The sequence below is a fragment of the Mitsuaria chitosanitabida ATCC BAA-476 = NBRC 102408 genome, from assembly GCF_001598255.1.
Taxonomy (GTDB): domain Bacteria; phylum Pseudomonadota; class Gammaproteobacteria; order Burkholderiales; family Burkholderiaceae_C; genus Roseateles; species Roseateles chitosanitabidus.
Window position 1 is genome coordinate 151,313 of record NZ_BCYP01000006.1, and the last position, 22,785, is coordinate 174,097.

Sequence of the window (22,785 nt, forward strand, 5' to 3'; positions counted from 1 at the left end):
CGACAGAATCTTGACAACGCAAGATCCCTCCCATTCGACGCCGCCCCCCGAGGCGGCGCGCGCCATTCTGGTGGGTGTCGACCTGGGCCGCGGCGAGCCCTTCGACCCGACCCTCGACGAACTCGCGCTGCTCGCGGAATCGGCCGGCGACACGCCGGTCGCCCGCGTGGTGGCCAGGCGCAAGGCGCCTGACGCCGCGCTGTTCATCGGCTCCGGCAAGGCCGACGAGATCAAGCTGATGGTGCAGGCCCTGGGCGCGCACACCGTGCTGTTCGACCAGGCCATCTCCCCCGCGCAGCAGCGCAACCTGGAGCGCCACCTCGGCGTCCCCGTGGCCGACCGCACGGCGCTGATCCTGGAGATCTTCGCCGCCCGCGCGCAGAGCTTCGAGGGCAAGCTGCAGGTCGAGCTCGCGCGGCTGCAATACCTCGCCACGCGCCTCGTGCGCCGCTGGAGCCATCTGGAACGTCAGAGCGGCGGCATCGGCATGCGCGGTGGTCCGGGCGAACGCCAGATCGAGCTGGACCGTCGGATGATCGACGACCGCATCAAGTCGATCAAGGAACGGCTCAAGAAGGTCCAGAAGCAGCGCGCCACGCAGCGCCGCGCGCGGGCCCGCAACGGCGTGTTCCGCGTCTCGCTGGTGGGCTACACCAACGCGGGCAAGAGCACGCTGTTCAACGCGCTGACCAAGGCCAAGGCCTATGCGGCCAACCAGCTCTTCGCGACGCTGGACACGACCACGCGCTCGCTCTACCTGGAGGAGGCGGGCACCAGCGTGTCGCTGTCCGACACGGTGGGCTTCATCCGGGACCTTCCGCACAAGCTGGTCGAGGCCTTCAAGGCGACGCTGCAGGAAGCGGCCGACGCCGACCTGCTGCTCCACGTCGTCGACGCGGCCAGCCCGGTGCTGACCGAGCAGATGGAGGAGGTCGAGCGCGTGCTCGCCGAGATCGGCGCGGAGTACATCCCGCAGATCCTCGTCTACAACAAGCTCGACCTGCTCGAGCCGACCCAGCGCCCGCGCGCGCTGCAGGACTGGCTCACGCGCATCGGCGGCGAGCACGGCGGCCAGCGGCTGCCGCGCATCTTCGTCAGCGCGGTCGGCGGCGAGGGGCTGGACGAACTGCGCGCGATGATCGCCTCGCTCATGCAGGCCGCGCCGGTCCCCGAATACGCGGGCATGGACGATGCCGAGGGCTCGCACGAGGCGGCGGATGACGTCTCGGACGAGAAATCGGGTGAGGGGCGGCCTGAGCCGGACGACGGTGATGCCGACTTGAACGGGCAAGACCTGCCCCAAGATCGACGACAGGCCCAGGATCATCCGCAGGGGCGCACAGGCTGACAGCGTGCGGTGACCCCCTCGCGATGCCCGATACTTGCAACAAGACTTCCTCATCAGGATGCGTATGAATCAAGACGATCGCATGTCCATCGCAGGCCGTGGACGTGACCCTCAGGGAGCCACGGGCCTGCTTCGCCGGGTGGGGCTCTGGATGAGCAACGGCCGCAACGAAGGCCCCCCGGATCTCGACGAGCTCTGGCGCGACTTCAACCGCAAGCTGTCCCGCCTGTTCGGTGGTGGCCGCGGCGGCAACAACGATGGCGGCAACTCCGGCAACGGCGGTGGCGGCAACTACCAGCCCGACATGAAGGGCGCCGGCATCGGCATCGGCCTGGTGGTCGGCGTCGTGGTGCTGGGCTGGCTGGGCAGCGGCGTGTTCATCGTGCAGGAAGGCCAGCAGGGCGTGATCACGTCCTTCGGCAAGTACAGCCGCACGGTGGACGCGGGCCTCGGCTACCGCCTCCCGTACCCGTTCCAGGCGCACGAGATCGTGTCCTTCACCCAGCTGCAGTCGGTCGAGGTCGGCCGCAGCTCGGTGGGCCAGGCCTCGGGCTTGCGCGACTCGTCCATGCTGACGCAGGACGAGAACATCGTCGACATCCGCTTCACCGTGCAGTACCGGCTGAAGGATGCGCGCGACTACCTGTTCGAGAACGCCAACACCGATGACGCGGTGACGCAGGCCGCCGAATCGGCGGTGCGCGAGATCGTCGGCCGCAGCAACATGGACTCGGTGCTGTACGAGCAGCGCGACCTGATCGCCAGCGATCTGGCCAAGTCCATCCAGGCGCAGCTGGACCGTCTGAAGACCGGCATCCAGATCGTCAACGTCAACGTCGGCAACGTGCAGCCGCCCGAGCAGGTGCAGGCCGCCTTCGACGACGCCTTCCGCGCGACCGCGGACCGCGAGCGTCTGAAGAACGAGGGCGAGGCCTACGCCAACGACGTGGTCCCGCGCGCCCAGGGCAAGGCCGCCCGTCTGCGTGAGGACGCCGAGGCCTACCGTGCCCGCGTCGTGTCCTTCGCCGACGGTGACGCGCAGCGCTTCAAGAGCGTGCTGGACGAGTACAAGAAGGCCCCTCAGGTCACGCGTGACCGCCTCTACATCGACACGATGCAGCAGGTCTACTCGCGCATCACGAAGGTGATGGTCGACGCGCGCAGCGGCTCCAACCTGCTGTACCTCCCGCTGGACAAGCTGATGCAGCAGCAGGCGCCGGGCACCGTCACCACGACGACGCCGACGCCCGCGATCACCGCGCCGGACGCGTCCTCGACCGCCGGCACGATGAGCACCGATCCGCGCTCGCGCGACAGCATGCGCAGCCGCGACCGCGACGGCCGTTGAACGACAGGAGCCCACCACAATGAATCGCATCGTCTCCGTCGTCCTGGGCCTGCTGATCCTGTTCATGGTCGCCAGCTCGACGCTCTTCGTCGTCGACCAGCGCCAGTTCGCGGTCGTCTATTCGCTGGGTGAGATCAAGGAAGTGATCACCGAACCCGGCCTGAAGTTCAAGCTGCCTCCGCCCCTGCAGAACGTGGTCTTCCTGGACCGCCGCGTGCAGACCCTGGACAGTCCCGACTCGCGTCCGATCTTCACGGCCGAGAAGAAGTCCCTGGTCATCGATTGGCTGGTGAAGTGGCGCATCGTCGATTCGCGCCAGTACATCCGCAACAGCGGCACCAACCTGCGCAACCTGGAATCGCGCCTGAGCCCGATCGTGCAGGCCGCGCTGAACGAGGAAGTGACCAAGCGCACCGTGCGCGCCGTGCTGGCGACCGAGCGCGAGAAGGTCATGCAGGACGTGCGCAAGCGTCTCGAGGAAGAGGCCAAGCAATTCGGCATCGAGATCGTCGACGTGCGCGTCAAGCGCGTGGACTTCTCGTCCAGCATCACCGAGTCGGTCTACAACCGGATGAAGTCGGAGCGTGCGCGCGTCGCCAACGAGCTTCGCTCGACCGGTGCCGCCGAGGGCGAGAAGATCAAGGCCGACGCCGACAAGCAGAGCGAGATCATCACTGCCGAGGCTTATCGCGACGCGCAGAAGATCATGGGTGAGGGCGACGCGAAGGCTTCCGCGCTGTATTCCGAAGCCTTCGGCCGCGACCCCGCGTTCGCCCAGTTCTACCGCTCGCTGGATGCCTACCAGCGCAGCTTCAAGAGCAAGAGCGACGTGATGGTCCTGGACCCCAACAGCACCTTCTTCAACACGATGCGCACCGGTGGCCCCGGTGCGGGCGCCCCCGCCGCGGCGGCGCCGCGCAAGTAAGCGCCAGAGGAAAGGAGCCGCCTTCGGGCGGCTCTTTCGCATCCGGCTCGCTGGCTTGTCCTGCCCTCCGGGGAGGGGAAGGGTGAAGCGGCCGACCGGGGCGGGGCGACGAGCGGCGTCCCGTGGTTTTTTCACGGCAACCAGGCCGTGAGGGCATGCCGCGCGACCCCCGCGTGCGGGTCGGGCATGCCGGGGTTCGTCACGACCCCGGTACAATGCCGTTTTTAACCCCCTCCTGAACGTCATGGCCTCTGCTTGGCTGCTGCCCGAGCACATTGCTGACGTCCTGCCTTCCCAGGCCCGCCGCATCGAAGAACTGCGCCGCGAGTTGCTGGACATGGCACGGACCTATGGTTGCGAGCTGGTGATGCCCCCCATGCTGGAGCATCTCGACTCGCTGCTTTCCGGCACCGGCCAGGCGCTGGATCTCAAGACCTTCAAGCTCGTCGATCAGTTGTCCGGCCGTTCGCTGGGCCTGCGCGCCGACACGACGCCGCAGGTCGCCCGCATCGACGCCCATCTGCTGAATCGCGCTGGCGTGACCCGCCTGTGCTACTGCGGCCCCGTGCTGCACACCCGCGCCGAAGGCCTGACCGCGACGCGCGAGCCGCTGCAGTTCGGCGTCGAGATCTACGGCCACGCCGGCCTGGAAGCCGACCTGGAAGCGCAGGAGCTGGCCATCGACGCGATGCAGCGTGCCGGCCTGACGCGTCTGGTGCTGGACCTGGGCGACGCCCGTCTGGTGCGCGGCGTGCTGGGCGATCACGCGCTGAGCGAGGATCGTCTGAGCGCGCTGGTCGCCGCGATGGCGGCCAAGGACGCCGCGGGCGTCGCCGCCTTCGCCCGCGAGTTGCCGGCCGAGGTCGTCGCCTCGCTGCAGGTGCTGCTCAAGCTCTATGGCGGTGTCGAGGTGCTGGACGACGCGCGCCGCGCGCTGCCGGCGAACCCGCTGGTCGGCGCCGCGCTGAACGATCTGGAATGGCTGATCCACCACCTGACGGCGGCCTATCCGGACGTCCGCATCGGCGTGGACCTGGCGGACCTGCCTGGCTTCGGCTACTACAGCGGCGCACGCTTCGCGCTCTACGCCGAGGGCTGCAGCGATGCGGTCGTGCGTGGCGGCCGCTATGACGAGGTCGGCGCCGTCTTCGGCCGCCGCCGTCCGGCGGTCGGCTTCAGTCTGGATCTCAAGACGCTGGTGGGGCTGATCCCATCGACGTCCCTGCGGGCCGCGGTGCGCGCGCCGTGGGGCGAGGACCCTGATCTGCGCGCGGCGGTCCGCCGTCTGCGCGAGCAGGGTGAAACCGTGGTCTGCGTCCTGCCGGGCCACGAACAAGAGAACGACGAGTTCGAATGCGACCGCGAGCTGGTTCAGTCCGGCGGTCAGTGGGTGCTGCGATCGCTGTGAGCGACGCCTCAGGCACCCACCCGTAATCCAACCCAATCATCGGATGAACAACATGCAAAGCAGTGAGATCGCGCGCGGCCGCAACGTGGTGGTCGTCGGCACCCAGTGGGGTGACGAGGGCAAGGGCAAGGTCGTGGACTGGCTGACCGATCACGCCCAGGGCGTGGTGCGTTTCCAGGGCGGTCACAACGCCGGCCACACGCTGGTCATCAAGGGCGTGAAGACGGCGCTGCAGCTGATCCCGTCGGGCATCATGCGCGACGGCGTGGCCTGCTACATCGGCAACGGCGTGGTGCTGGACCCGACCCACCTGCTGTCCGAGATCGAGCGTCTGGAGAAGGCCGGCGTGGAAGTGCGCTCGCGCCTGTACATCAGCGAGTCCTGCCCGCTGATCCTCCCATTCCACGTCGAGGTGGACCGTGCCCGCGAAGCGCTGCGCGAGAGCAGCGGCACCGGCAAGATCGGCACGACCGGCAAGGGCATCGGCCCCGCCTATGAGGACAAGGTCGCCCGCCGCGCGCTGCGCGTGCAGGACCTGAAGCACCCCGAGCGCTTCGCCAAGAAGCTCAAGGAACTGATCGAGCTGCACAACGTGGCGCTGTCGGGCTACCTGAAGTCGAAGCCGCTGGAGTTCCAGCCGGTGTTCGACCACGCGATGTCGCTGGCCGACCAGATCAAGCCGATGATGGCCGACGTCGGCTACATGCTGCACAAGGCGCATCTGCGCGGCGACAACATCCTGTTCGAAGGCGCGCAGGGCACGCTGCTGGACATCGACCACGGCACCTACCCCTACGTGACCTCCAGCAACTGCGTCGCCGGCAACGCCGCCGCGGGCGCGGGCGTCGGTCCGCAGATGCTCCATTACATGCTGGGCATCACGAAGGCCTATGCGACGCGCGTGGGTTCGGGCCCGTTCCCGACCGAGCTGGACTGGGAGACCCCCGGTACCGTCGGCCACCACCTGTCGACGGTGGGCCAGGAGCGCGGCACCGTCACCGGTCGCGCGCGTCGTTGCGGCTGGATCGACGCCGCCGCGTTGAAGCGTTCGACCATCATCAACGGCATCACCGGCCTGTGCCTGACCAAGCTGGACGTGCTGGACGGTCTGCCCGAGATCAACATGTGCGTCGGCTACGAGCTGGACGGCAAGACCATCGACATCCTGCCGCTGGATGGCGACGAGATCGCCGCCTGCAAGCCGATCTACGAAGTCTTCCCGGGGTGGACCGAATCGACCTTCGGCATCACCCGCTGGGAGCAACTGCCCGAGAACGCGCGCAAGTACCTGAAGCGCGTCGAGGAAGTGATCGGCGCGCCGATCGCGATGGTGTCGACCGGTCCCGACCGCGAGCACACCATCCTGCTGCAGCACCCGTTCCAGGCCTGAGCCGTCCGCCAGGCTTTCATTCCGACTTGACCCTATTTCGCTGAGGAGCCCTCCCCATGTTGACCGATGACGGCAAACACCTGTACGTGTCCTGGGACGAATATCACTTGCTGATCGAACGTCTGGCGCTGAAGGTGCATGCCTCCGGCTGGCAGTTCGACCAGATCCTGTGCCTGGCCCGTGGCGGCATGCGTCCGGGCGACGTGCTGTCGCGCGTGTTCGACAAGCCGCTGGGCATCATGTCGACGAGCTCGTACCGCGCCGAGGCCGGCACGATCCAGGGTCGCCTGGACATCGCCAAGTACATCACCATGCCCAAGGGCGAGCTGGCCGGCCGCGTGCTGCTGGTCGACGACCTGGCGGATTCGGGTGTCACGCTGAAGGCGGTGGTGGAACGTCTGCGCGGCATGCCCTCGATCAGCGAGCTGCGCTCGGCGGTGATCTGGACGAAGAGCGTCTCGGAGTACACCCCGGATTACTACGTCGAGATGCTGGAGACCAGCCCGTGGATCCATCAGCCGTTCGAGGACTACGACTCGCTGCGCCCCGACGCGCTGGCGAAGAAGTTCGCGATCTGATGAACGAAAGGGCTGACGAATGTCAGCCCTTTTTTCTTGGCGCGGGAGGTGGTGCTCGCTGCCATCGCAGGAGAGGACTCGGTCACGCAAGCGCGACCCCGGTTTGGACCTCCCGGTCCCAACCATTCGAGTCCTCTCGTGATGTCCACCGGGCATCACTTCCTGGGCGTCAGAATGAGAAAAGCCGGCTTGAAGCCGGCTTTTCAGAATTGGTGCCCAGGAGAGGACTCGAACCTCCACGGAGTTACCCGCTAGTACCTGAAACTAGTGCGTCTACCAATTCCGCCACCTGGGCAAGGTTCAAAAGCCAACGCTCCGAAAAACTCGCTCAAGCTACTTTGAAGTATTCTTGAGCCTTCAGTTTCTCGAAACGCTTTAAAAAGCTTTTGCGTTTCAGGAAAGACAAGGATTCTACTATCAAAAACTTCAAGAACGCAAGCCCCCAGCAAAACAATTCGCTGATGGGCGAAGTCGAGGGCACGGTTCAAGGTCATCGCGATGGGCACGGCTTCCTGATGCCCGATGACGGCCAGCCCGATGTCTACCTGTCCTCGCAAGAGATGCACGCCGTCATGCATGGCGATCGTCTCCGCGTCCGCGTCGTGCGCCTGGACAAGCGCGGTCGCCCCGAGGGGCGCGTCCTCGAGATCCTCGAGCGTCGCAAGAAGCCCATCATCGGCCGCCTGTTGCTGGAATCGGGCATCTGGCTCGTCGCCCCCGAGGACAAGCGCTACGGCCAGGACATCCTGGTCCCGAAGAACGCGATCGCCAATGCGACCGCGGGCCAGATCGTCGCGGTCGAGCTGACCGAACCCCCGTCGCTGTACTCGCAGCCCGTCGGTCGCGTGACCGAGGTGCTCGGCGAGATCGACGATCCCGGCATGGAGATCGAGATCGCGGTCCGCAAGTACGAGGTGCCGCACGCCTTCAGCGCCGACACGCTCGCCCAGGCCGCGAAGCTGCCCGACCGGGTCCGCGCGGCGGACATGAAGAACCGCATCGACCTGCGCGACGTCGCGCTGGTCACGATCGACGGCGAGGACGCGCGCGACTTCGACGATGCGGTCTATTGCGAGCCCCACAAGCAGGGCCGAGGAAAGACGGCCTTCAAGGGCTGGCGCCTGCTGGTCGCGATCGCCGACGTCAGCCATTACGTGAAACCGGGCGAGCCCCTGGACCGCGATGCCTACGAGCGTGCGACCTCGGTCTACTTCCCGCGCCGCGTGATCCCGATGCTGCCGGAGAAGCTCTCCAACGGCCTGTGCTCGCTGAACCCGGAACAGGATCGTCTGTCCATGGTCTGCGACATGCTGGTCACGGAGGAGGGCGAGCTCCACGCGTACCAGTTCTATCCGGCCGTCATCAACTCGCATGCCCGCTTCACCTACACCGAGGTCGCGGCCATCCTGGGCAACACGCATGGCCCGGAGGCGCACAAGCGCAAGGCGCTGGTGCCGCACCTGCTGCATCTGCACGAGGTCTATCGCGCGCTGCTGTCCCAGCGGGCGAAGCGAGGCGCGGTCGACTTCGAGACGACCGAGACCCAGATCGTCTGCGACGACAACGGCCGCATCGAGAAGATCGTGCCCCGCACCCGCAACGAGGCGCACCGTCTGATCGAGGAGGCGATGCTCGCCGCCAACGTCTGCGCGGCCGACTTCATCGCCGGTGGCAAGCATGCGTCCCTGTTCCGCGTCCACGAGGGCCCGACGCCCGAGAAGCGCGGCACGCTGCAGGCCTATCTGCGCGCGCTGGGCATCGGCATGGGGATCAGCGACGACCCCACGCCGGGCGAGTTCCAGGCCATCGCGCAGGCGACCAAGGACCGGCCCGACGCGCAGCAGATCCACACCATGCTGCTGCGCTCGATGCAGCAGGCGATCTACACCCCCTTCAACTCGGGTCACTTCGGTCTCGCGTATCAGGCCTACACGCACTTCACGAGCCCGATCCGGCGCTACCCGGACCTCCTGGTCCATCGCGTGATCAAGGCGCTGCTCGGCGCGAAGAAGTACGCGCTCGACGCCCACAAGATGGAGGCCGCCAACCCGATGCCCAAGCGGCCCGGGAAGCAGGCCGCGAAGGCCGCGCCCACGGCGGCCTCCGCGTCGACCGAGGCCGAGCGCTGGGAAGTCGTCGGCGCGCATTGCAGCGCCAACGAGCGCCGCGCCGACGAGGCCTCGCGCGACGTCGAGGCCTGGCTCAAGTGCCGCTACATGCGCGACCACCTGGGCGAGGAGTTCGCCGGCACCGTCAGCGCGGTGACCAGCTTCGGGCTGTTCGTGCAGCTGGACGCGATGTACGTCGAAGGCCTGATCCACATCACCGAACTGGGCGGCGAGTACTTCCGCTTCGACGAGGTGCGCCAGGAGCTGCGCGGCGAGCGCACCGGCATCCGTTACGCCACCGGCGCGCGGGTGCAGGTGCAGGTCAGTCGTGTCGACCTGGACGGGCGCAAGATCGATTTCCGCCTGGTGCGGGATGGCGACGAGGCCCGACTGCTGCGCGGCGCGCATCGTGACAAGTTCGGCGACAAGCACGGGGGTGACGGCAAGCGCTTCGACAAGCGCGCCGACAAGCGGGCTCGCCGCGATGCCGCGAGCGCCGCGAAGTCGGCCCCGCCTGCGGCCGTCGAACCCATGCCGCTGCCGACGCCCGACGCGCCGACGGCGGTCGATGCGCTGGAGCGCATCGAGCAGGCCGACCGCGTGCTGCAGGCGGAGCGTCGCAAGACGGCTCGCGCGACCAAGTCGTCCAACACGCATCCCGTGAAGGCGGCCAAGCGCACGGCGCGCGGCCCGGCCAAGTCGGTCGTCGCCAAGAGCAGTGCCGGCGCCGCCGCCAAGACCACGCGTCGCAAGCGCGGCGGGGCCAACTGATCGGCGGGATCTGAATCGGTCGGATCGATCGCGGTCAAGGGTCCGCGATCCCCATAAGCAACAAGGGCCTGGCGGTGTCGCCAGGCCCTTGTTCCTTGCGGCGCCGCCTCGGGCGAGGCGGGCCGATCAGCAATCGCGACTCAGCGCGCGCCGCGACGGCGGATGAAGCCCAGGGCCAGCAGCGCCAGCGAGGCCAGGGCCAGGGCGGTGGGCTCCGGCACGGCGACGGCGGGGGCGGGGGCGGCGCCGTTGACGTTCAGCGTCGCCGACAGCAGGTTGAACTGCTGCGAGAAGAGCGACTCCTCCGAGAACCACAGGCCGAAGTTGCGGTTGCTGACGATGCTGGCGAACACGTCCAGGTTGTCGGCGGTGAAGGTGAAGGTCTGGGTGATGGCGCTGCCCGTGCGCGTCATGTCGAACAGGCTGTTGCTGCCGGTGGTGCCGCTGGCCGGGCGCACGCGCCAGTCCTCCGGGAAGAAGAAGGCGGTCACGTCGTTGGTGGCGGCGAAGGTCAGGCTCAGCGACAGGCTGGTGACGGTGCCGATGTTCAGCGACGAGAAGTCGAAGGTGTCGGCGAAGCGCGAGTTGCCGCAACCGTTCGAGGTGTCCTTGACGATCACGTAGCCGGACTTGACGCAGCTGTTGTTGGTGTAGCCGCCCTTGGACTGGCCGGCCGCGTTGCCGTAGTTGTGGGTGACCGAGCCCAGCAGGACCGGGGCGGCTTGGCTGGCGCCCGCCAGCAGGACCAGCGCCAGGGTGGCGATGGCTTTGATCGACTTGAACATGGGGTTCCCTCTCTGTTGTTCGTTTTGCAGTCACGAGTCGCGACGAGTGGCAAGGCCGCGACCGGCGACACATTTGCAAACAACATGCCAGGACTCCCTAGTTCTAGGGGAGGCAAGGGCTTAGCGGCGCTCGTGAAGATGTCGTACGGGGCGCGTTAACAAAACTGTCAAAAAACTCGACAGCGGTTTGATTCGCGCTTCGCCCGTTCGGGCGGGGAGAGGAGAGGGCGCGTCAGCGCGATGGGGCGTGCAGGGCCTTCATCGACTCGATCAGATCCGCCGCCAGCAGGGGGCCGGCATGCCCTTCGGCGGCGGCGCCGTGCCAGGCGACGGCCGTCATGGCCAGCTGATGGGGGGAGATCCCGGGTGATTGCGCCCAGAGACCGCCGATCCATCCGGCGAGGACGTCGCCGCTGCCCGCCGTCGCCAGCGCGGACGATCCGGTGCTGTTGATCGCGGGGCGACGGCCCGGCGTCGCGACCACGCTGCCCGAGCCCTTGAGCACGACCGTCGCCTGGAAGCGCGCGGCCAGTTGCCGCGCGGCCTCGAGGCGGTCCGCCTGAACCGATGTGGCCGAGGCTTCGCCCAGCAGCCGGGCGGCCTCCAGCGGGTGGGGCGTGAGGATGGTCTCCCAGCCATGCGCGGCGCGCTTGCGGGTCGCTTCCTGGAGCGACTCGTCGCCCGCGATCAGGTTCAGCGCATCGGCGTCCAGCACGACGCGCGTGGCCGCGTGCAGCACGGTCGACAGTGCGGCCGCGATCGCGGCCCCACCACCGCAGCCGCACACGGCGACCACCTCGCGCCATTCGGCGCTCGGTGCATGCCAGCGCGCGAAGTCCCAGTGCATCAGCTCGGGCCTGGCGGGCCAGGGTTGGCCGTCGTCGTCGGGGAGGGCCGCGTAGACGCGGCCTGCGCCGGCGCTCAACGCGGCGCTTGCCGCGAGCCAGGCCGCGCCGCGCATCGTCGGCGCGCCACCGAGCACGACCACGTCGCCGTGCCGCCCCTTGTGGCTGGTGGCGGAGCGCTCGTGCGCCCGCTGCCAGAGGCCGATGTGCGGGGCGCCGACGAGCTTGGCGATGCCGTTCTCGCCGACCGGAGCGCCGAGCTCGTCGAACCAGATCCGGCCCGCGAGCGCGCGGCCTTCACCGGTGAAGAGACCGGTCTTCAAGGTGAGGAAGGTGATCGTGTGATCGGCCCGGACCGCGTCGGTCCCCAGTGGCTGACCCGTGCGGACGTCCAGCCCGCTGGGCAGGTCGACGGCGAGGACGGTCGCACCGGCGCCTCGGCCTTCGTTGATGGCCCGGATCGCGTCGGCGAACTCGCCCTCGGGCGCGCGGCTCGCGCCGAGACCGAGGAGGGCGTCGATCACGAGATCCGCGGGGCGAGTCCTCGTCGGCAGGCCGCGGTGGATCGCAAGCCCGGCTTGGCGCGCCGTGGCGAGCGCGTGCGCGGCATCGGTCCCGGTGGCGGGCTCGGTGCCGATGAGGAGGATCTCGACCGACCACCCGCGCGCCGCGAGTTGGCGGGCGGCGATCAGGCCGTCGCCCCCGTTGTTGCCGGGGCCGGCGACGACGAGTGCCGCCTTGCCCGATGGCTTCAGCGCGAGCGCCAGTCGAGCGACAGCGAGGCCGGCGCACTCGATCAGGGTGTGAGGCGGATGGCGCGCGAGCGCCGCCGCTTCGATGCGCCGGCTCGAAGGCGCGTCATGGAGGGACCAGTCGTGAGTGAGGGGCAGTACCGGCAGCATGCCGTCGACTCTATCCGCTCGGGCCTCGCCGCTCACAGCTCACAGCTCACAGCTCACAGCTCACAGCTCACAGCTTGCAGCTTGCAGGATGCGGAATGCCGGACGCCGAATGCCGAATGCCGAATGCCGAATGCCGAATGCTGGACGCCGCTTGGCATTCAGCGATCACTGCACTGAGGGTGGAGCGCCGGGTCCGGCGCTGGGCTCACCGCAGTCGACCCGGCTCCAGCAGAGCGGCGTCGATGCCGGGATCCTTCTTCGCCAGTCGCGCCGACAGCAGCTGCGCGGCGCCGCCGGCCATGGTCCAGCCATGTTCGCCGTGGCCGATGTTCAGCCACACGCCGGGCAGGCCGGATTCGCCGATCAGCGGCAGCTCGTCGGCCAGCATCAGCCGCGCCGTCTTCCAGCGCTGCTGGCCTGCCGCGAGCAGCGCACCGGGGAACCAGTCGTGCGCCGCCTGATGCAGCGCGCCCATCGACTGCCCGTCCGGTTGTGTCGACGAGCCGCCCAGCTCGTTGCCGCCGCCCACTCGCACGCGCTGGCCCAGTCGCGTCAGGCTGACGCCCAGGCTCATGTCGATCACGGTCGCGCGCGGACCGAGATCCGGATGCGCCTCCAGCTGCCGCAGTGGCGCGGTCAGCGTGTGGGTGTGCGTCGTGCCCCAGGGGAGCTTCAGGCCCTGCGCGGCGAGCAGCGCCGCCGCGCCCTTGCCGGCGCAGACGATCACCGCGTCCGCGCGCAGCGGCTCGCCGGCGGCGACATGCACCGCGGGCTGCGCGCCGGGCTCGATGCGGAGCACTTCGGTGTTGAAGTTCCAGCGCACGCCCAGCCGCTGTGCTTCCTGCTTGAGCGCCTGGCTGAACTGGCGCGCGTTCGCGGCCTCGTCTTGCGTCAGCAGGATGCCGCCGTGCAGCGGCGATTCGGCGTTGAGGCCGGGCTCGTGCGCGCGGCAGCCCTCGGCGTCGAGCTCGCGGTGCGGCACCTGCCGTTCCTGCAGTCGCGCCAGGATGGTCGCGGCCGTCTTGTAGTCCTTGGCGGTGCGCCACAGCAGCAGCACGCCGGCCTCGCGCTCGACGTCCATCTGCAGCTCGCGACGCCACACCGCCATCACGGCCTGGCCGCGCTGCGCCAGGCCGTGCAGGGCCTCGGGCAGCGCTTGCTGGCCGCGCGCGCGGCGAGCGCGCCAGTGCGCCAGCTTCCATCCCAGCTGCGACGGCCTGTTGCGCCAGGCCAGGGGCCACTGCGGGCGCGCGGCCATGAGGCCCGGCGCGATCAGTCCCGGCGGCGCGAAGCTCGCGCCCGTGGCGACGCTGGTGTCGCGCTCGAAGACGTGGACCTCATGGCCCTGCAGGGCGAGTTCGTACGCGCAGGTCACGCCGGCCAGGCCGGCTCCGATGATCGCGACCCGCATCAGCGCGCTCCCGCCGATCGGGCGAGCGCCGCCTCGGTCGCGCCGGCCGCGGCAAGCAGCGTTGCGTCCTGCATCGCGGGCGCCCACAGCATCAGGCCGACCGGCAGCTCGCCGGGGTGCTCGCAAGGGATCGAGATCGCGCAGCCGTCGAGCAGGTTCACGACGGCGGTGTTGCGCAGCAGGCGCGCGTTGGTGGCAAAGAACAGGTCGTCGCTGTGCAGCAAAGGGGCGATCTCCGGGGCTTGGAGGGGAACGGTCGGGCTGAGGAAGGCATCGATGCCTTGCATCGATGCGGTCATCTCGTGGATCCAGCGGGCGCGGGCGTCGAGCAGGGCCTGATAGGCCGCCGGCGTGATGGCTTCGCCGCGGCGGATGCGCAGCGCGACGCGCGGGTCGTAGCGGTCGCCGCGTTCGGCGAGGCGCGCATGGTGCCACGCCCAGGCCTCCGCCGCGGTGATGCCGCCCTGGGTTTGCAGTTCCGCCACACGGGGCAGGGCGGGCAGCGCGCGTTCCTCGATCGAGGCGCCGGCCGCGCGCAACGCGGCGAGCGCGCGTTCGAAGGCCGTCGCGACCGCGGGCTCGAGTTCGTCCTGCATGAAGGTCGGCGTGACGGCGAAGCGCCAGTCGCCGAGGGGGCGATGCGCGAGCGCGAGCGGCGCGCCGCTCAGCACCTCGTGCATCAGCGCGGCATCGCGCACCGAGCGCGTGATCGCGCCGGCCGTGTCCAGCGAGCGCGACAGCGGGATCGCCCCGTCCAGCGGGACGAGGCGGGCGGTGCTCTTGAAGCCGACCAGGCCTTGCAGCGCGGCGGGAATGCGCAGCGAGCCGCCCGTGTCCGAGCCCAGCGCCGCCCAGGCCGCGCCGGTCGCGACGCTGACCGCGCCGCCGGACGTCGAGCCGCCGGGAATGCGATCCCGGCCGTCGATCGCGCGTGTCACTGGATTCCGGGGCGTGCCGTGATGCGGGTTGATGCCTACGCCGGAGAAGGCGAACTCGCTCAGGTGGGTGTGGCCGATCAGCGCGGCACCCGCGGCGCGCAGTCGCGCGACGGTGGGGGCGTCCCGCGTGGCGGGCGGTGCGTCGGCCATCGCGGCCGAGGCGGCCGTGGTCGGCTGGCCGGCGACGTCGAACAGATCCTTCACCGACACCGCCAGTCCCCCGAGCGGCGGGCGCGTCTCGCCGCGGGTCGCCAGGGCGTCGCTGGCTTGCGCGGCGGCGCGCGCCTCATCGTCGAAGCGGCGCAGGAAGACGTGCGCGCACGCCGGGCCGTCGGCCTGGGCCAGGCTCTCTTCCAACAGGGTTCGGGCGTCGCGGCGGCCGGTGCGCAACAGGGTGAGGGCCTCGATGAGGTCGATCGGCATGCGGAAACGGGTTATACTCGTCGGGTTTTTGCCGGATAAGCCAGCCAAAGGGGCTGGAGTCTGGCGGGAACGCGGGGTGATGCAGGCGGTCTGTCCGCTTGACCCACTTCGCAAATTCGCGAGTCCGGCGATCAAAGGTGTTGCAACGGCAAGCAGCTGTTGCGATTCGCGCCGGATTCTAGAACCAACCTTCGGAGTTACTCATGTCCGTCACGATGCGCGAGATGCTGGAAGCAGGCGTCCACTTTGGTCACCAAACCCGCTTCTGGAACCCCAAGATGGCCCCGTATATCTACGGCCATCGCAACAAGATCCACATCATCAACCTCGAGAAGACGCTGCCCGCGTTCGAGGAAGCCCTGAAGTTCGTGCGTCAGCTGTCGTCCAAGCGCGGCACGATCCTGATGGTCGGCACCAAGCGCCAGGCCCGCGACATCGTCGCCGCCGAAGCCGAGCGCGCTGGCGTCCCGAGCGTGAACCAGCGTTGGCTGGGTGGCACGCTGACCAACTTCAAGACGGTCAAGACCTCGCTGAAGAAGCTGAAGGACATGCAGGCCCAGATCGACGCCGGCACCCAGCCCGCGATCAAGAAGGAAGCCCTGATGTTCGCCCGCGACATCAACAAGCTCGAGAAGAACATCGGCGGCATCCAGGACATGGCTGCCCTGCCGGACGCGCTGTTCGTCATCGACGTCGGCTACCACAAGATCGCCGTCGCCGAAGCCAAGAAGCTGGGCATCCCGGTCATCGGCGTGGTCGACACCAACCACTCGCCCGAAGGCATCGACTACGTCATCCCCGGTAACGACGACTCGGCCAAGGCTGTCGCCCTGTACGCCAAGGCTGTCGCCGACGCCGTGCTGGAAGGCCGTGCCAACGCCTCGAACGACGTCGTCGCGGCTGTCGCCGCCGAAGGCGACGAGTTCGTGGAAGTGAACGAAGGCGCCTGATCCAGGCCCTGACCCTCGACGGGTTTAGACAAGGGGGCTGATTCAGCCCCCTTCGTCCAATCAGATTCAGATTTCAGCGGTGCCGGGGCGTTCCGGCATCGCGACACACGGAGATTGAAATGGCAGCAATTACCGCAAGCATGGTCGCCGAGCTGCGCGCCCGTACCGACGCTCCCATGATGGAGTGCAAGAAGGCGCTGACCGAAGCCGAAGGCGACATGGAGCGCGCGGAAGAGATCCTGCGCGTCAAGCTGGGCAACAAGGCCGGCAAGGCCGCCTCGCGCGTCACCGCCGAAGGCATCGTCGCCGCTGCCGTCAAGGGCAACGTCGGCGCCATCGTCGAAGTCAACTGCGAGACCGACTTCGTCTCGAAGAACGACGCCTTCCTGGCCTTCGTCAACGCCGTGGCCGGCCTGATCGTCGATGCCAACCCCGCCGACATCGCCGCCCTGTCCGCCCTGCCGCTGTCGCAGGAAGGCTTCGGCCCGACGGTCGAGGACGTGCGCAAGGGCCTGATCGGCAAGATCGGCGAGAACATGACCATCCGCCGCTTCAAGCGCTATGAAGGCGCCGCGAAGCTGGCCTCGTACCTGCACGGCACGCGCATCGGCGTCGTGGTCGAGTTCGACGGTGACGATGTCGCCGCCAAGGACGTCGCCATGCACGTCGCCGCGATGAAGCCGGCCGCCCTGTCGTCCGCCGAAGTCTCGGCCGAGCTGGTCGAGAAGGAACGCAAGATCGCCACCGAGAAGGCCGCCGAATCCGGCAAGCCGGCCGAGATCGTCGCCAAGATGGTCGAAGGCTCGGTGCAGAAGTTCCTGAAGGAAGTCTCGCTGCTGGACCAGGTCTTCGTGAAGGCCGCCGATGGCAAGCAGACCGTCGCCCAGATGCTGAAGGACAAGGCCACCACGGTGAAGTCCTTCACCCTGTACGTGGTCGGCGAAGGCATCGAGAAGAAGGTGGACGACTTCGCCGCCGAAGTGGCTGCCCAGGTGGCCGCCGCAAGCAAGCAGCAGTAAGCTCTGCAACTCAAAAAGGGCGCCTCTGGCGCCCTTTACACTTGTGCCCTGCGCTCGCAGGCGCAACTCTCTTTTGGCTGTATTGACGAGGTAACAATGCCCGCGCACAAACGCATCCTGCTCAAGCTCTCCGGCGAAGCCCTGATGGGCGACGACTCCTACGGCATCAACCGCGCGACCATCGTCCGCATGGTGCAGGAAGTCCAGGAAGTGACGAAGCTGGGTGTCGAGGTCGCGGTCGTGATCGGCGGCGGCAACATCTTCCGCGGCGTGGCGGGCGGCTCGGTGGGCATGGACCGCGCGACCGCGGACTACATGGGCATGCTGGCCACGGTGATGAACTCGCTGGCCCTGGCCGACACGATGCGCCAGGAAGGCATGACCGCCCGCGTGATGTCCGCCATCGCGATCGAGCAGGTCGTCGAGCCCTACGTTCGCCCCAAGGCGCTGCAGTACCTGGAAGAGGGCAAGGTCGTCGTCTTCGCCGCCGGTACCGGCAATCCCTTCTTCACGACCGACACCGCCGCCGCGCTGCGCGGCGCCGAGATCGGCGCCGAGATCGTGCTGAAGGCGACCAAGGTCGACGGCGTCTACACCGCCGATCCGAAGAAGGATCCGACCGCCACGCGCTATGCGCGCATCAGCTTCGACGAGGCGATCAGCAAGAACCTGCAGGTGCTGGACGCGACCGCGTTCGCGCTGTGCCGCGACCAGAAGCTCCCGATCAAGGTGTTCTCGATCTTCAAGCCGGGCGCGCTCAAGCGCGTCGTGATGGGCGAGGACGAGGGCACGCTGGTGCACGTCTGAGCGTCGCGGCGCGTTGTAGCAGCCGCCCCGTCGCCAGACTTCGATTGAGGAAAAGAACATGAGCATCGCCGACATCAAGAAGAACGTCGAAGCCAAGATGGCCAAGTCCATCGAGGCCTTCAAGAACGAACTGCAGAAGATCCGTACCGGTCGCGCCCACCCGGGCCTGCTGGACCAGGTGCACGTGGACTACTACGGCTCGATGGTCCCCATCTCCCAGGTCGCGAACGTCACGCTGCTGGACGCGCGCACGGTCAGCGTGCAGCCCTGGGAGAAGGGCATGAGCCAGAAGATCGAGAAGGCCATCCGCGAGTCGGACCTGGGCCTGAATCCGTCCTCGATGGGCGACCTGATCCGCGTGCCGATGCCCCCCCTGTCGGAAGAGCGTCGCCGTGATCTGGTGAAGGTGGCCAAAGGCGCCGCCGAGGACGCGAAGGTCGCCGTGCGCAACCTGCGTCGCGACGCCAACGAACAGGCGAAGAAGATGGCCAAGGACAAGGTCATCACCGAGGACGACGAGCGCCGCAGCCAGGACGAAGTCCAGAAGCTGACCGACCGCGTGGTCAACGAGATCGACAAGCTGCTCTCGGCCAAGGAAGCCGAGATCATGGCCGTCTGAGCGGCACGGCCTCGTGAGCGCAGACAGCAAGGCGGGAGTGCCCCGCCATGTCGCCATCGTCATGGATGGCAATGGCCGCTGGGCCAAGAAGCGGTTCCTCCCGCGCTTCTTCGGCCACAAGCAGGGTGTGGACGCGCTGGTGCGCGTCGTGCAGGCCTGCATCGACCGCGAGATCGAGTACCTGACCGTCTTCGCCTTCTCCAGCGAGAACTGGAAGCGCCCCAGCGACGAGGTGTCCGGCCTGATGGGCCTGGTGCTCGCCGCGGTGTCGCGCTACCTGGCCCGCATGGGCGCGATGGGCGTGCGCATCCGCATCGTGGGCGACCGCGAGGCGGTCTCCGACAAGCTGCGCGCGGCCTGGGCGGAAGCCGAGGGCTCCACCGCCCACAACAGCAAGCTGACGCTGAACGTCGCGTTCAACTACGGCGGCCGCTGGGACATCGTCCAGGCCTGCCGCAAGGCGATGGAGGCGGGCGTGCCCGCCCATGAACTGACGGAAGCCAAGCTGTCCGAGTTCATGGCGATGAGCTACGCGCCCGATCCGGACCTGTTCATCCGCACCGGCGGCGAACTGCGCATCAGCAACTTCATGCTCTGGCAGACGGCTTACACCGAGTTCGTCTTCTCCGACTGCCTGTGGCCGGAGTTCGGCGAGGCGCAACTGGACGAGGCGATCGCCGCGTTCCGCGCCCGCGATCGCCGCTTCGGCGGCGTGAACGTTCCCGGCGTGCCCCAGGAGGCCTGAGATGCTGCTGCAACGCGTCATCACCGCGGTCGTCCTGCTGGCGATCCTGCTGCCCGCGCTGTTCGCGTCGAACCCGATGTGGTTCGCGCTGCTCACGCTGGCGATGATCGCCGCGGCCGGCTGGGAATGGTCGCGTCTGAACGGCAAGCCCGGCGCCTTCGCGATCGGCTTTGGCGCGGTGCTCGCGGCGGCCTGCGCGGCCACGCTGTACCTGCTGGGCTTCGCGGTGCCCGCCTGGTGCTGGTGGCTCGCGGGCGGCCTGTGGGTGCTCGGCGGCGTGCGCGCGCTCGCGGCGGGCGTGGCGGGCTGGCCCAGGCTGGACCGGACGCTGCGGCTCGTGCTCGGCGCGGTGCTGCTGTGGGCGGCCTGGCTGGCGCTGGTCGTCGCCAAGCAGCGGGGCATCAATTTCCTGCTGTCGGCGATGTGCCTGGTCTGGATGGCCGACATCGCCGCCTACTTCGCCGGCAAGGCCTTCGGCCGCCGCAAGCTGGCCCCGGCGATCAGTCCCGGCAAGAGCTGGGAAGGTGCCATCGGCGGCCTGGTCGGCGTGATCGTGCTGGGCTTCGTCTGGGTGCACGTCATCGACGCGCGCGTGGCGGTGGACTCGGCCTCGATGTACACGGTGCTGGTCCAGCGCCTGGGAATCGTCGCGATCCTGGCGCTGGTCTTCCTGTCGGCGATGAGCGTCGTCGGCGATCTCTTCGAATCCCTGGTCAAGCGGGCCGCCGGCGCCAAGGACAGCAGCCAGCTGCTTCCGGGTCATGGCGGCGTGCTCGACCGTGTCGACGCGCTGCTGCCGGTGCTGCCGCTGGCGCTGGCGCTGACCTCACTTTGATCCAGATCCCGGTCGCCCGGATCCCCTTGCGATGAGCCATTCCTCCAACCGCCCGCAGCAGGTCTGCGTGCTGGGATCCACCGGATCGATCGGGACCAACACCCTGGACGTGATCGCGCGTCACCCCGACCGCTATCGCGTCTTCGCGCTGTCGGCGATGAGCCGTGTCGACGAGCTCGCCGCCCAGTGCGTGCAGTACGAGCCGCGCTTCGCGGTGCTGCCCGATGCCGCGCTGGCCGCGCAACTGCGCGACCGGCTGCGCGCCGCGGGCTCGCGCACCGAGGTGCTGGACGGCATGGCCGCGCTCAGCGAGATCGCCGCCCACCCGGAGGTCGATGCCGTGATGGCCGCCATCGTGGGGGCCGCGGGGCTCGCGCCGGCGATCGCCGCGGCGCGCGCGGGCAAGCGCCTGCTGCTCGCGAACAAGGAAGCCATCGTGCTTGGCGGCGCGCTGTTCATGCGCGCGGTGGAGGAGGGGGGCGCCACGCTGCTCCCCGTCGATTCCGAGCATTCGGCGATCTTCCAGTGCCTGCCCGAGGACCGCGCCACCTGGCACGAGCGCATCGACCACATCGTGCTGACGGCGTCCGGCGGTCCCTTCCGCCAGCGCGATCCGGCCACGCTGTCCGACGTCACGCCCGAGCAGGCCTGCGCTCACCCGAACTGGGTGATGGGCCGCAAGATCTCGGTGGACTCGGCGACGATGATGAACAAGGCGCTCGAGGTCATCGAGGCCCGCTGGCTGTTCGACCTGACCCCGGAGCAGGTGAAGGTCGTCATCCATCCGCAGAGCATCGTCCATTCGATGGTCGTGTGCCGGGATCGCTCGGTGCTGGCGCAGATGGGCACGCCCGACATGCGCGTCCCCATCGCCTACGCGCTGTCCTTCCCCGAACGCATCACCTCCGGCGCCGAGCCGCTGGACTTCCTGGCCAAGCCGACGCTGACCTTCGAGGAAGCCGACGCCCGCCGCTTCCCCGGGCTGCACCTCTCCTGGCAGGCGCTGCACGCCGCGGAGGGCAGCACCGCGGTGCTGAACGCGGCGAACGAGGAGGCGGTCGCCGCCTTCCTCGACCGCAAGCTGCGCTTCGACCACATCTGCCGGGTCAACCGAGCGACGCTGGAGAGCGTCGCGCCGCAGGCCGGCGAGGTCGACAGCGTCGAGGGCCTGCTGACGCTGGACGCCCGCGCCCGCCGTCATGCGCAGGGCCTGATCGCGTCGCTCGGCGCGCACTGAGTCTTCCGCCGACCGGACCGACGCCGTGCTCTCCCAGTTCCTGTACTACTTCCTCACGATCGGCGTGCTGATCGTGATCCACGAGTGGGGCCACTACCGCGCCGCGCTCGCCTGCGGCGTCAAGGTCCTGCGTTTCTCGTTCGGATTCGGCCGCGTGCTGATGCGCCGTCGCAACCGCGACGGCACCGAGTTCGCCTTCAGCGCCATCCCCTTCGGCGGCTACGTGCTCATGCTCAACGAGCGCGATGGCGATGTTCCCGATCACCTGCGCGCGCAGTCCTTCAACCGCAAGACGCTCTGGCAGCGCGCCTTCATCACGGTGGCCGGCCCGGCGGCCAATCTCGTGCTGGCCGTGCTGCTGTTCGCGGCCGCGGGCTGGATCGGCCGCGACGAGGCGAAGGCGGTGCTCGGCACGCCGCTGGCCGGCAGCCTGGCCGATCGCGCGGGACTGCGCGCCGGCGACTGGGTCCAGGCATGGTCCACGGACGGTCAGGAGTGGGAGGACGTGCGCTCGATGCCGGACTTCGGCTGGCAGCTGGCGCAGGCGGTGGCCGACAAGCGGCCGCTGTTCCTCGGCGTCAGCAATGCCCAGGGCCATGGGCGCCGCAACTTGCGCATCGACACCGACACCCTGGCCAGCCGGGACTTCGACGAACGCACCATGCGCCAGCTCGGCCTGGGCGGCGTGTTCTCCGAGCCGGTGCTGGGACCTGTCACCCAGGGCGAGGCGGCCGACGCCGCCGGCCTGCATCCGGGCGACCGGCTCCTGCGCATCGACGGCGAGGCTGTGCCCGACGCGTCCTGGGTCGTGCAGCGCGTGCGCCGCGCGGTCGTGGACGGCCGACCCCAGGTGCTGCACGTCGTCGCGCAGCGCGACGGCCAGGTGATCGAACGTGAAGTCACCCCTCGGATCGAGGTGGTCGGCGACGAGCGCATCGCGCGCATCGGCGCCTACTTCGCCGGCAAGGTCGACACCGTCACCGTGCACTACAGCCCCTTCGAGTCCGTCAGGCAAGGCCTGACCCGCACCTGGGAACTGGGCGCGCTGACGGTCAAGACGCTGGGGCGGATGTTGGTGGGTGAAGCTTCGGTAAAGAACCTGAGCGGACCCATCACCATCGCCAAGGCGGCGGACCAGTCGGCCAGCCTGGGCCTCTCCGCGTTCCTGAGCTTTCTCGCGGCTGTCAGCGTGAGTCTCGGCGTCCTGAACCTGCTGCCGCTGCCGATGCTCGATGGCGGACACCTGATGTATTATCTTTTCGAGGGTCTGAGCGGCCGCCCTGTCTCCGAGTGGTGGCTCAAGCAGCTGCAACGCGCGGGAATCGCCGTGGTGGCGCTGATGATGAGCCTGGCCCTTTTCAACGATCTGACCCGCTCGCTGGGTCTGCACTGA

General features: G+C 68.6%; 19 protein-coding genes and 1 tRNA gene. 15 read left to right on the plus strand and 5 right to left on the minus strand.

Annotation, left to right across the window (positions count from 1 at the left end):
• Positions 1 to 10: 10 nt before the first annotated feature.
• The 6 genes from hflX to MCHT01_RS03645 all read left to right on the plus strand — a co-directional run bounded on the left by hflX (position 11) and on the right by MCHT01_RS03645 (position 6,997).
• Positions 11 to 1,348, plus strand: coding sequence for a GTPase HflX (gene hflX, locus MCHT01_RS03620; RefSeq protein WP_084451769.1), 1,338 nt, complete (start codon positions 11 to 13; stop codon positions 1,346 to 1,348).
• 151 nt (positions 1,349 to 1,499) lie between these two features.
• On the plus strand, positions 1,500 to 2,696 hold the full coding sequence (gene hflK / locus MCHT01_RS03625; protein ID WP_067062470.1) for an FtsH protease activity modulator HflK: 1,197 nt from the start codon (positions 1,500 to 1,502) through the stop codon (positions 2,694 to 2,696).
• 19 nt (positions 2,697 to 2,715) lie between these two features.
• Entirely contained in the window at positions 2,716 to 3,621 is a 906-nt protein-coding gene (gene hflC, locus MCHT01_RS03630) for a protease modulator HflC (RefSeq protein WP_067062473.1), read from the plus strand.
• A 244-nt stretch (positions 3,622 to 3,865) separates the two neighbouring features.
• Complete coding sequence (locus MCHT01_RS03635) at positions 3,866 to 5,029, plus strand: ATP phosphoribosyltransferase regulatory subunit (protein ID WP_067062476.1); 1,164 nt, start codon at positions 3,866 to 3,868, stop codon at positions 5,027 to 5,029.
• A gap of 52 nt (positions 5,030 to 5,081) precedes the next feature.
• Positions 5,082 to 6,419: an adenylosuccinate synthase gene (locus MCHT01_RS03640; protein WP_067063060.1), complete on the plus strand. Its 1,338-nt coding sequence runs from the start codon at positions 5,082 to 5,084 to the stop codon at positions 6,417 to 6,419.
• 56 nt (positions 6,420 to 6,475) lie between these two features.
• Positions 6,476 to 6,997, plus strand: a complete 522-nt coding sequence (locus MCHT01_RS03645; RefSeq protein WP_067062480.1) for a phosphoribosyltransferase — start codon at positions 6,476 to 6,478, stop codon at positions 6,995 to 6,997.
• Positions 6,998 to 7,207: 210 nt separating this feature from the next.
• Here the strand turns inward: MCHT01_RS03645 and MCHT01_RS03650 are convergent.
• Positions 7,208 to 7,292 (minus strand) — tRNA-Leu (locus MCHT01_RS03650).
• 121 nt (positions 7,293 to 7,413) lie between these two features.
• Here MCHT01_RS03650 and rnr point away from each other — a divergent pair.
• Complete coding sequence (rnr, locus tag MCHT01_RS03655) at positions 7,414 to 9,876, plus strand: ribonuclease R (protein ID WP_245643160.1); 2,463 nt, start codon at positions 7,414 to 7,416, stop codon at positions 9,874 to 9,876.
• Positions 9,877 to 10,016: 140 nt separating this feature from the next.
• Here rnr and MCHT01_RS27100 read toward each other — a convergent pair whose 3' ends face one another.
• The 4 genes from MCHT01_RS27100 to MCHT01_RS03675 all read right to left on the minus strand — a co-directional run bounded on the left by MCHT01_RS27100 (position 10,017) and on the right by MCHT01_RS03675 (position 15,180).
• Complete coding sequence (locus MCHT01_RS27100; protein WP_067062483.1) at positions 10,017 to 10,661, minus strand: PEP-CTERM sorting domain-containing protein; 645 nt, start codon at positions 10,659 to 10,661, stop codon at positions 10,017 to 10,019.
• A 232-nt stretch (positions 10,662 to 10,893) separates the two neighbouring features.
• Complete coding sequence (locus MCHT01_RS03665; RefSeq protein ID WP_245643146.1) at positions 10,894 to 12,444, minus strand: NAD(P)H-hydrate dehydratase; 1,551 nt, start codon at positions 12,442 to 12,444, stop codon at positions 10,894 to 10,896.
• 169 nt (positions 12,445 to 12,613) lie between these two features.
• A complete protein-coding gene (locus MCHT01_RS03670) occupies positions 12,614 to 13,819 on the minus strand; it encodes an FAD-dependent oxidoreductase (RefSeq protein WP_067062487.1) in 1,206 nt (401 codons plus the stop codon).
• Positions 13,819 to 15,180 (minus strand): amidase, encoded by a 1,362-nt coding sequence (locus MCHT01_RS03675; protein ID WP_067062489.1) that lies wholly within the window; start codon positions 15,178 to 15,180, stop codon positions 13,819 to 13,821. The genes MCHT01_RS03670 and MCHT01_RS03675 overlap by 1 nt, the downstream gene beginning before the upstream one ends.
• A gap of 203 nt (positions 15,181 to 15,383) precedes the next feature.
• Between MCHT01_RS03675 and rpsB the strand changes: the two genes are divergently transcribed.
• The 8 genes from rpsB to rseP all read left to right on the plus strand — a co-directional run bounded on the left by rpsB (position 15,384) and on the right by rseP (position 22,785).
• On the plus strand, positions 15,384 to 16,130 hold the full coding sequence (gene rpsB / locus MCHT01_RS03680) for a 30S ribosomal protein S2 (RefSeq protein WP_067062490.1): 747 nt from the start codon (positions 15,384 to 15,386) through the stop codon (positions 16,128 to 16,130).
• Positions 16,131 to 16,249: 119 nt separating this feature from the next.
• Positions 16,250 to 17,149, plus strand: a complete 900-nt coding sequence (gene tsf, locus MCHT01_RS03685; RefSeq protein ID WP_067062492.1) for a translation elongation factor Ts — start codon at positions 16,250 to 16,252, stop codon at positions 17,147 to 17,149.
• 96 nt (positions 17,150 to 17,245) lie between these two features.
• Entirely contained in the window at positions 17,246 to 17,956 is a 711-nt protein-coding gene (pyrH, locus tag MCHT01_RS03690) for a UMP kinase (protein WP_067062494.1), read from the plus strand.
• A 58-nt stretch (positions 17,957 to 18,014) separates the two neighbouring features.
• A complete protein-coding gene (frr, locus tag MCHT01_RS03695) occupies positions 18,015 to 18,575 on the plus strand; it encodes a ribosome recycling factor (protein WP_067062496.1) in 561 nt (186 codons plus the stop codon).
• Positions 18,576 to 18,588: 13 nt separating this feature from the next.
• Entirely contained in the window at positions 18,589 to 19,320 is a 732-nt protein-coding gene (gene uppS, locus MCHT01_RS03700; RefSeq protein ID WP_259375132.1) for a polyprenyl diphosphate synthase, read from the plus strand.
• Position 19,321: 1 nt separating this feature from the next.
• Entirely contained in the window at positions 19,322 to 20,155 is an 834-nt protein-coding gene (locus tag MCHT01_RS03705) for a phosphatidate cytidylyltransferase (RefSeq protein ID WP_067062501.1), read from the plus strand.
• A gap of 31 nt (positions 20,156 to 20,186) precedes the next feature.
• Entirely contained in the window at positions 20,187 to 21,392 is a 1,206-nt protein-coding gene (gene ispC / locus MCHT01_RS03710) for a 1-deoxy-D-xylulose-5-phosphate reductoisomerase (protein WP_067062503.1), read from the plus strand.
• 25 nt (positions 21,393 to 21,417) lie between these two features.
• Complete coding sequence (rseP, locus tag MCHT01_RS03715) at positions 21,418 to 22,785, plus strand: RIP metalloprotease RseP (protein ID WP_067062506.1); 1,368 nt, start codon at positions 21,418 to 21,420, stop codon at positions 22,783 to 22,785.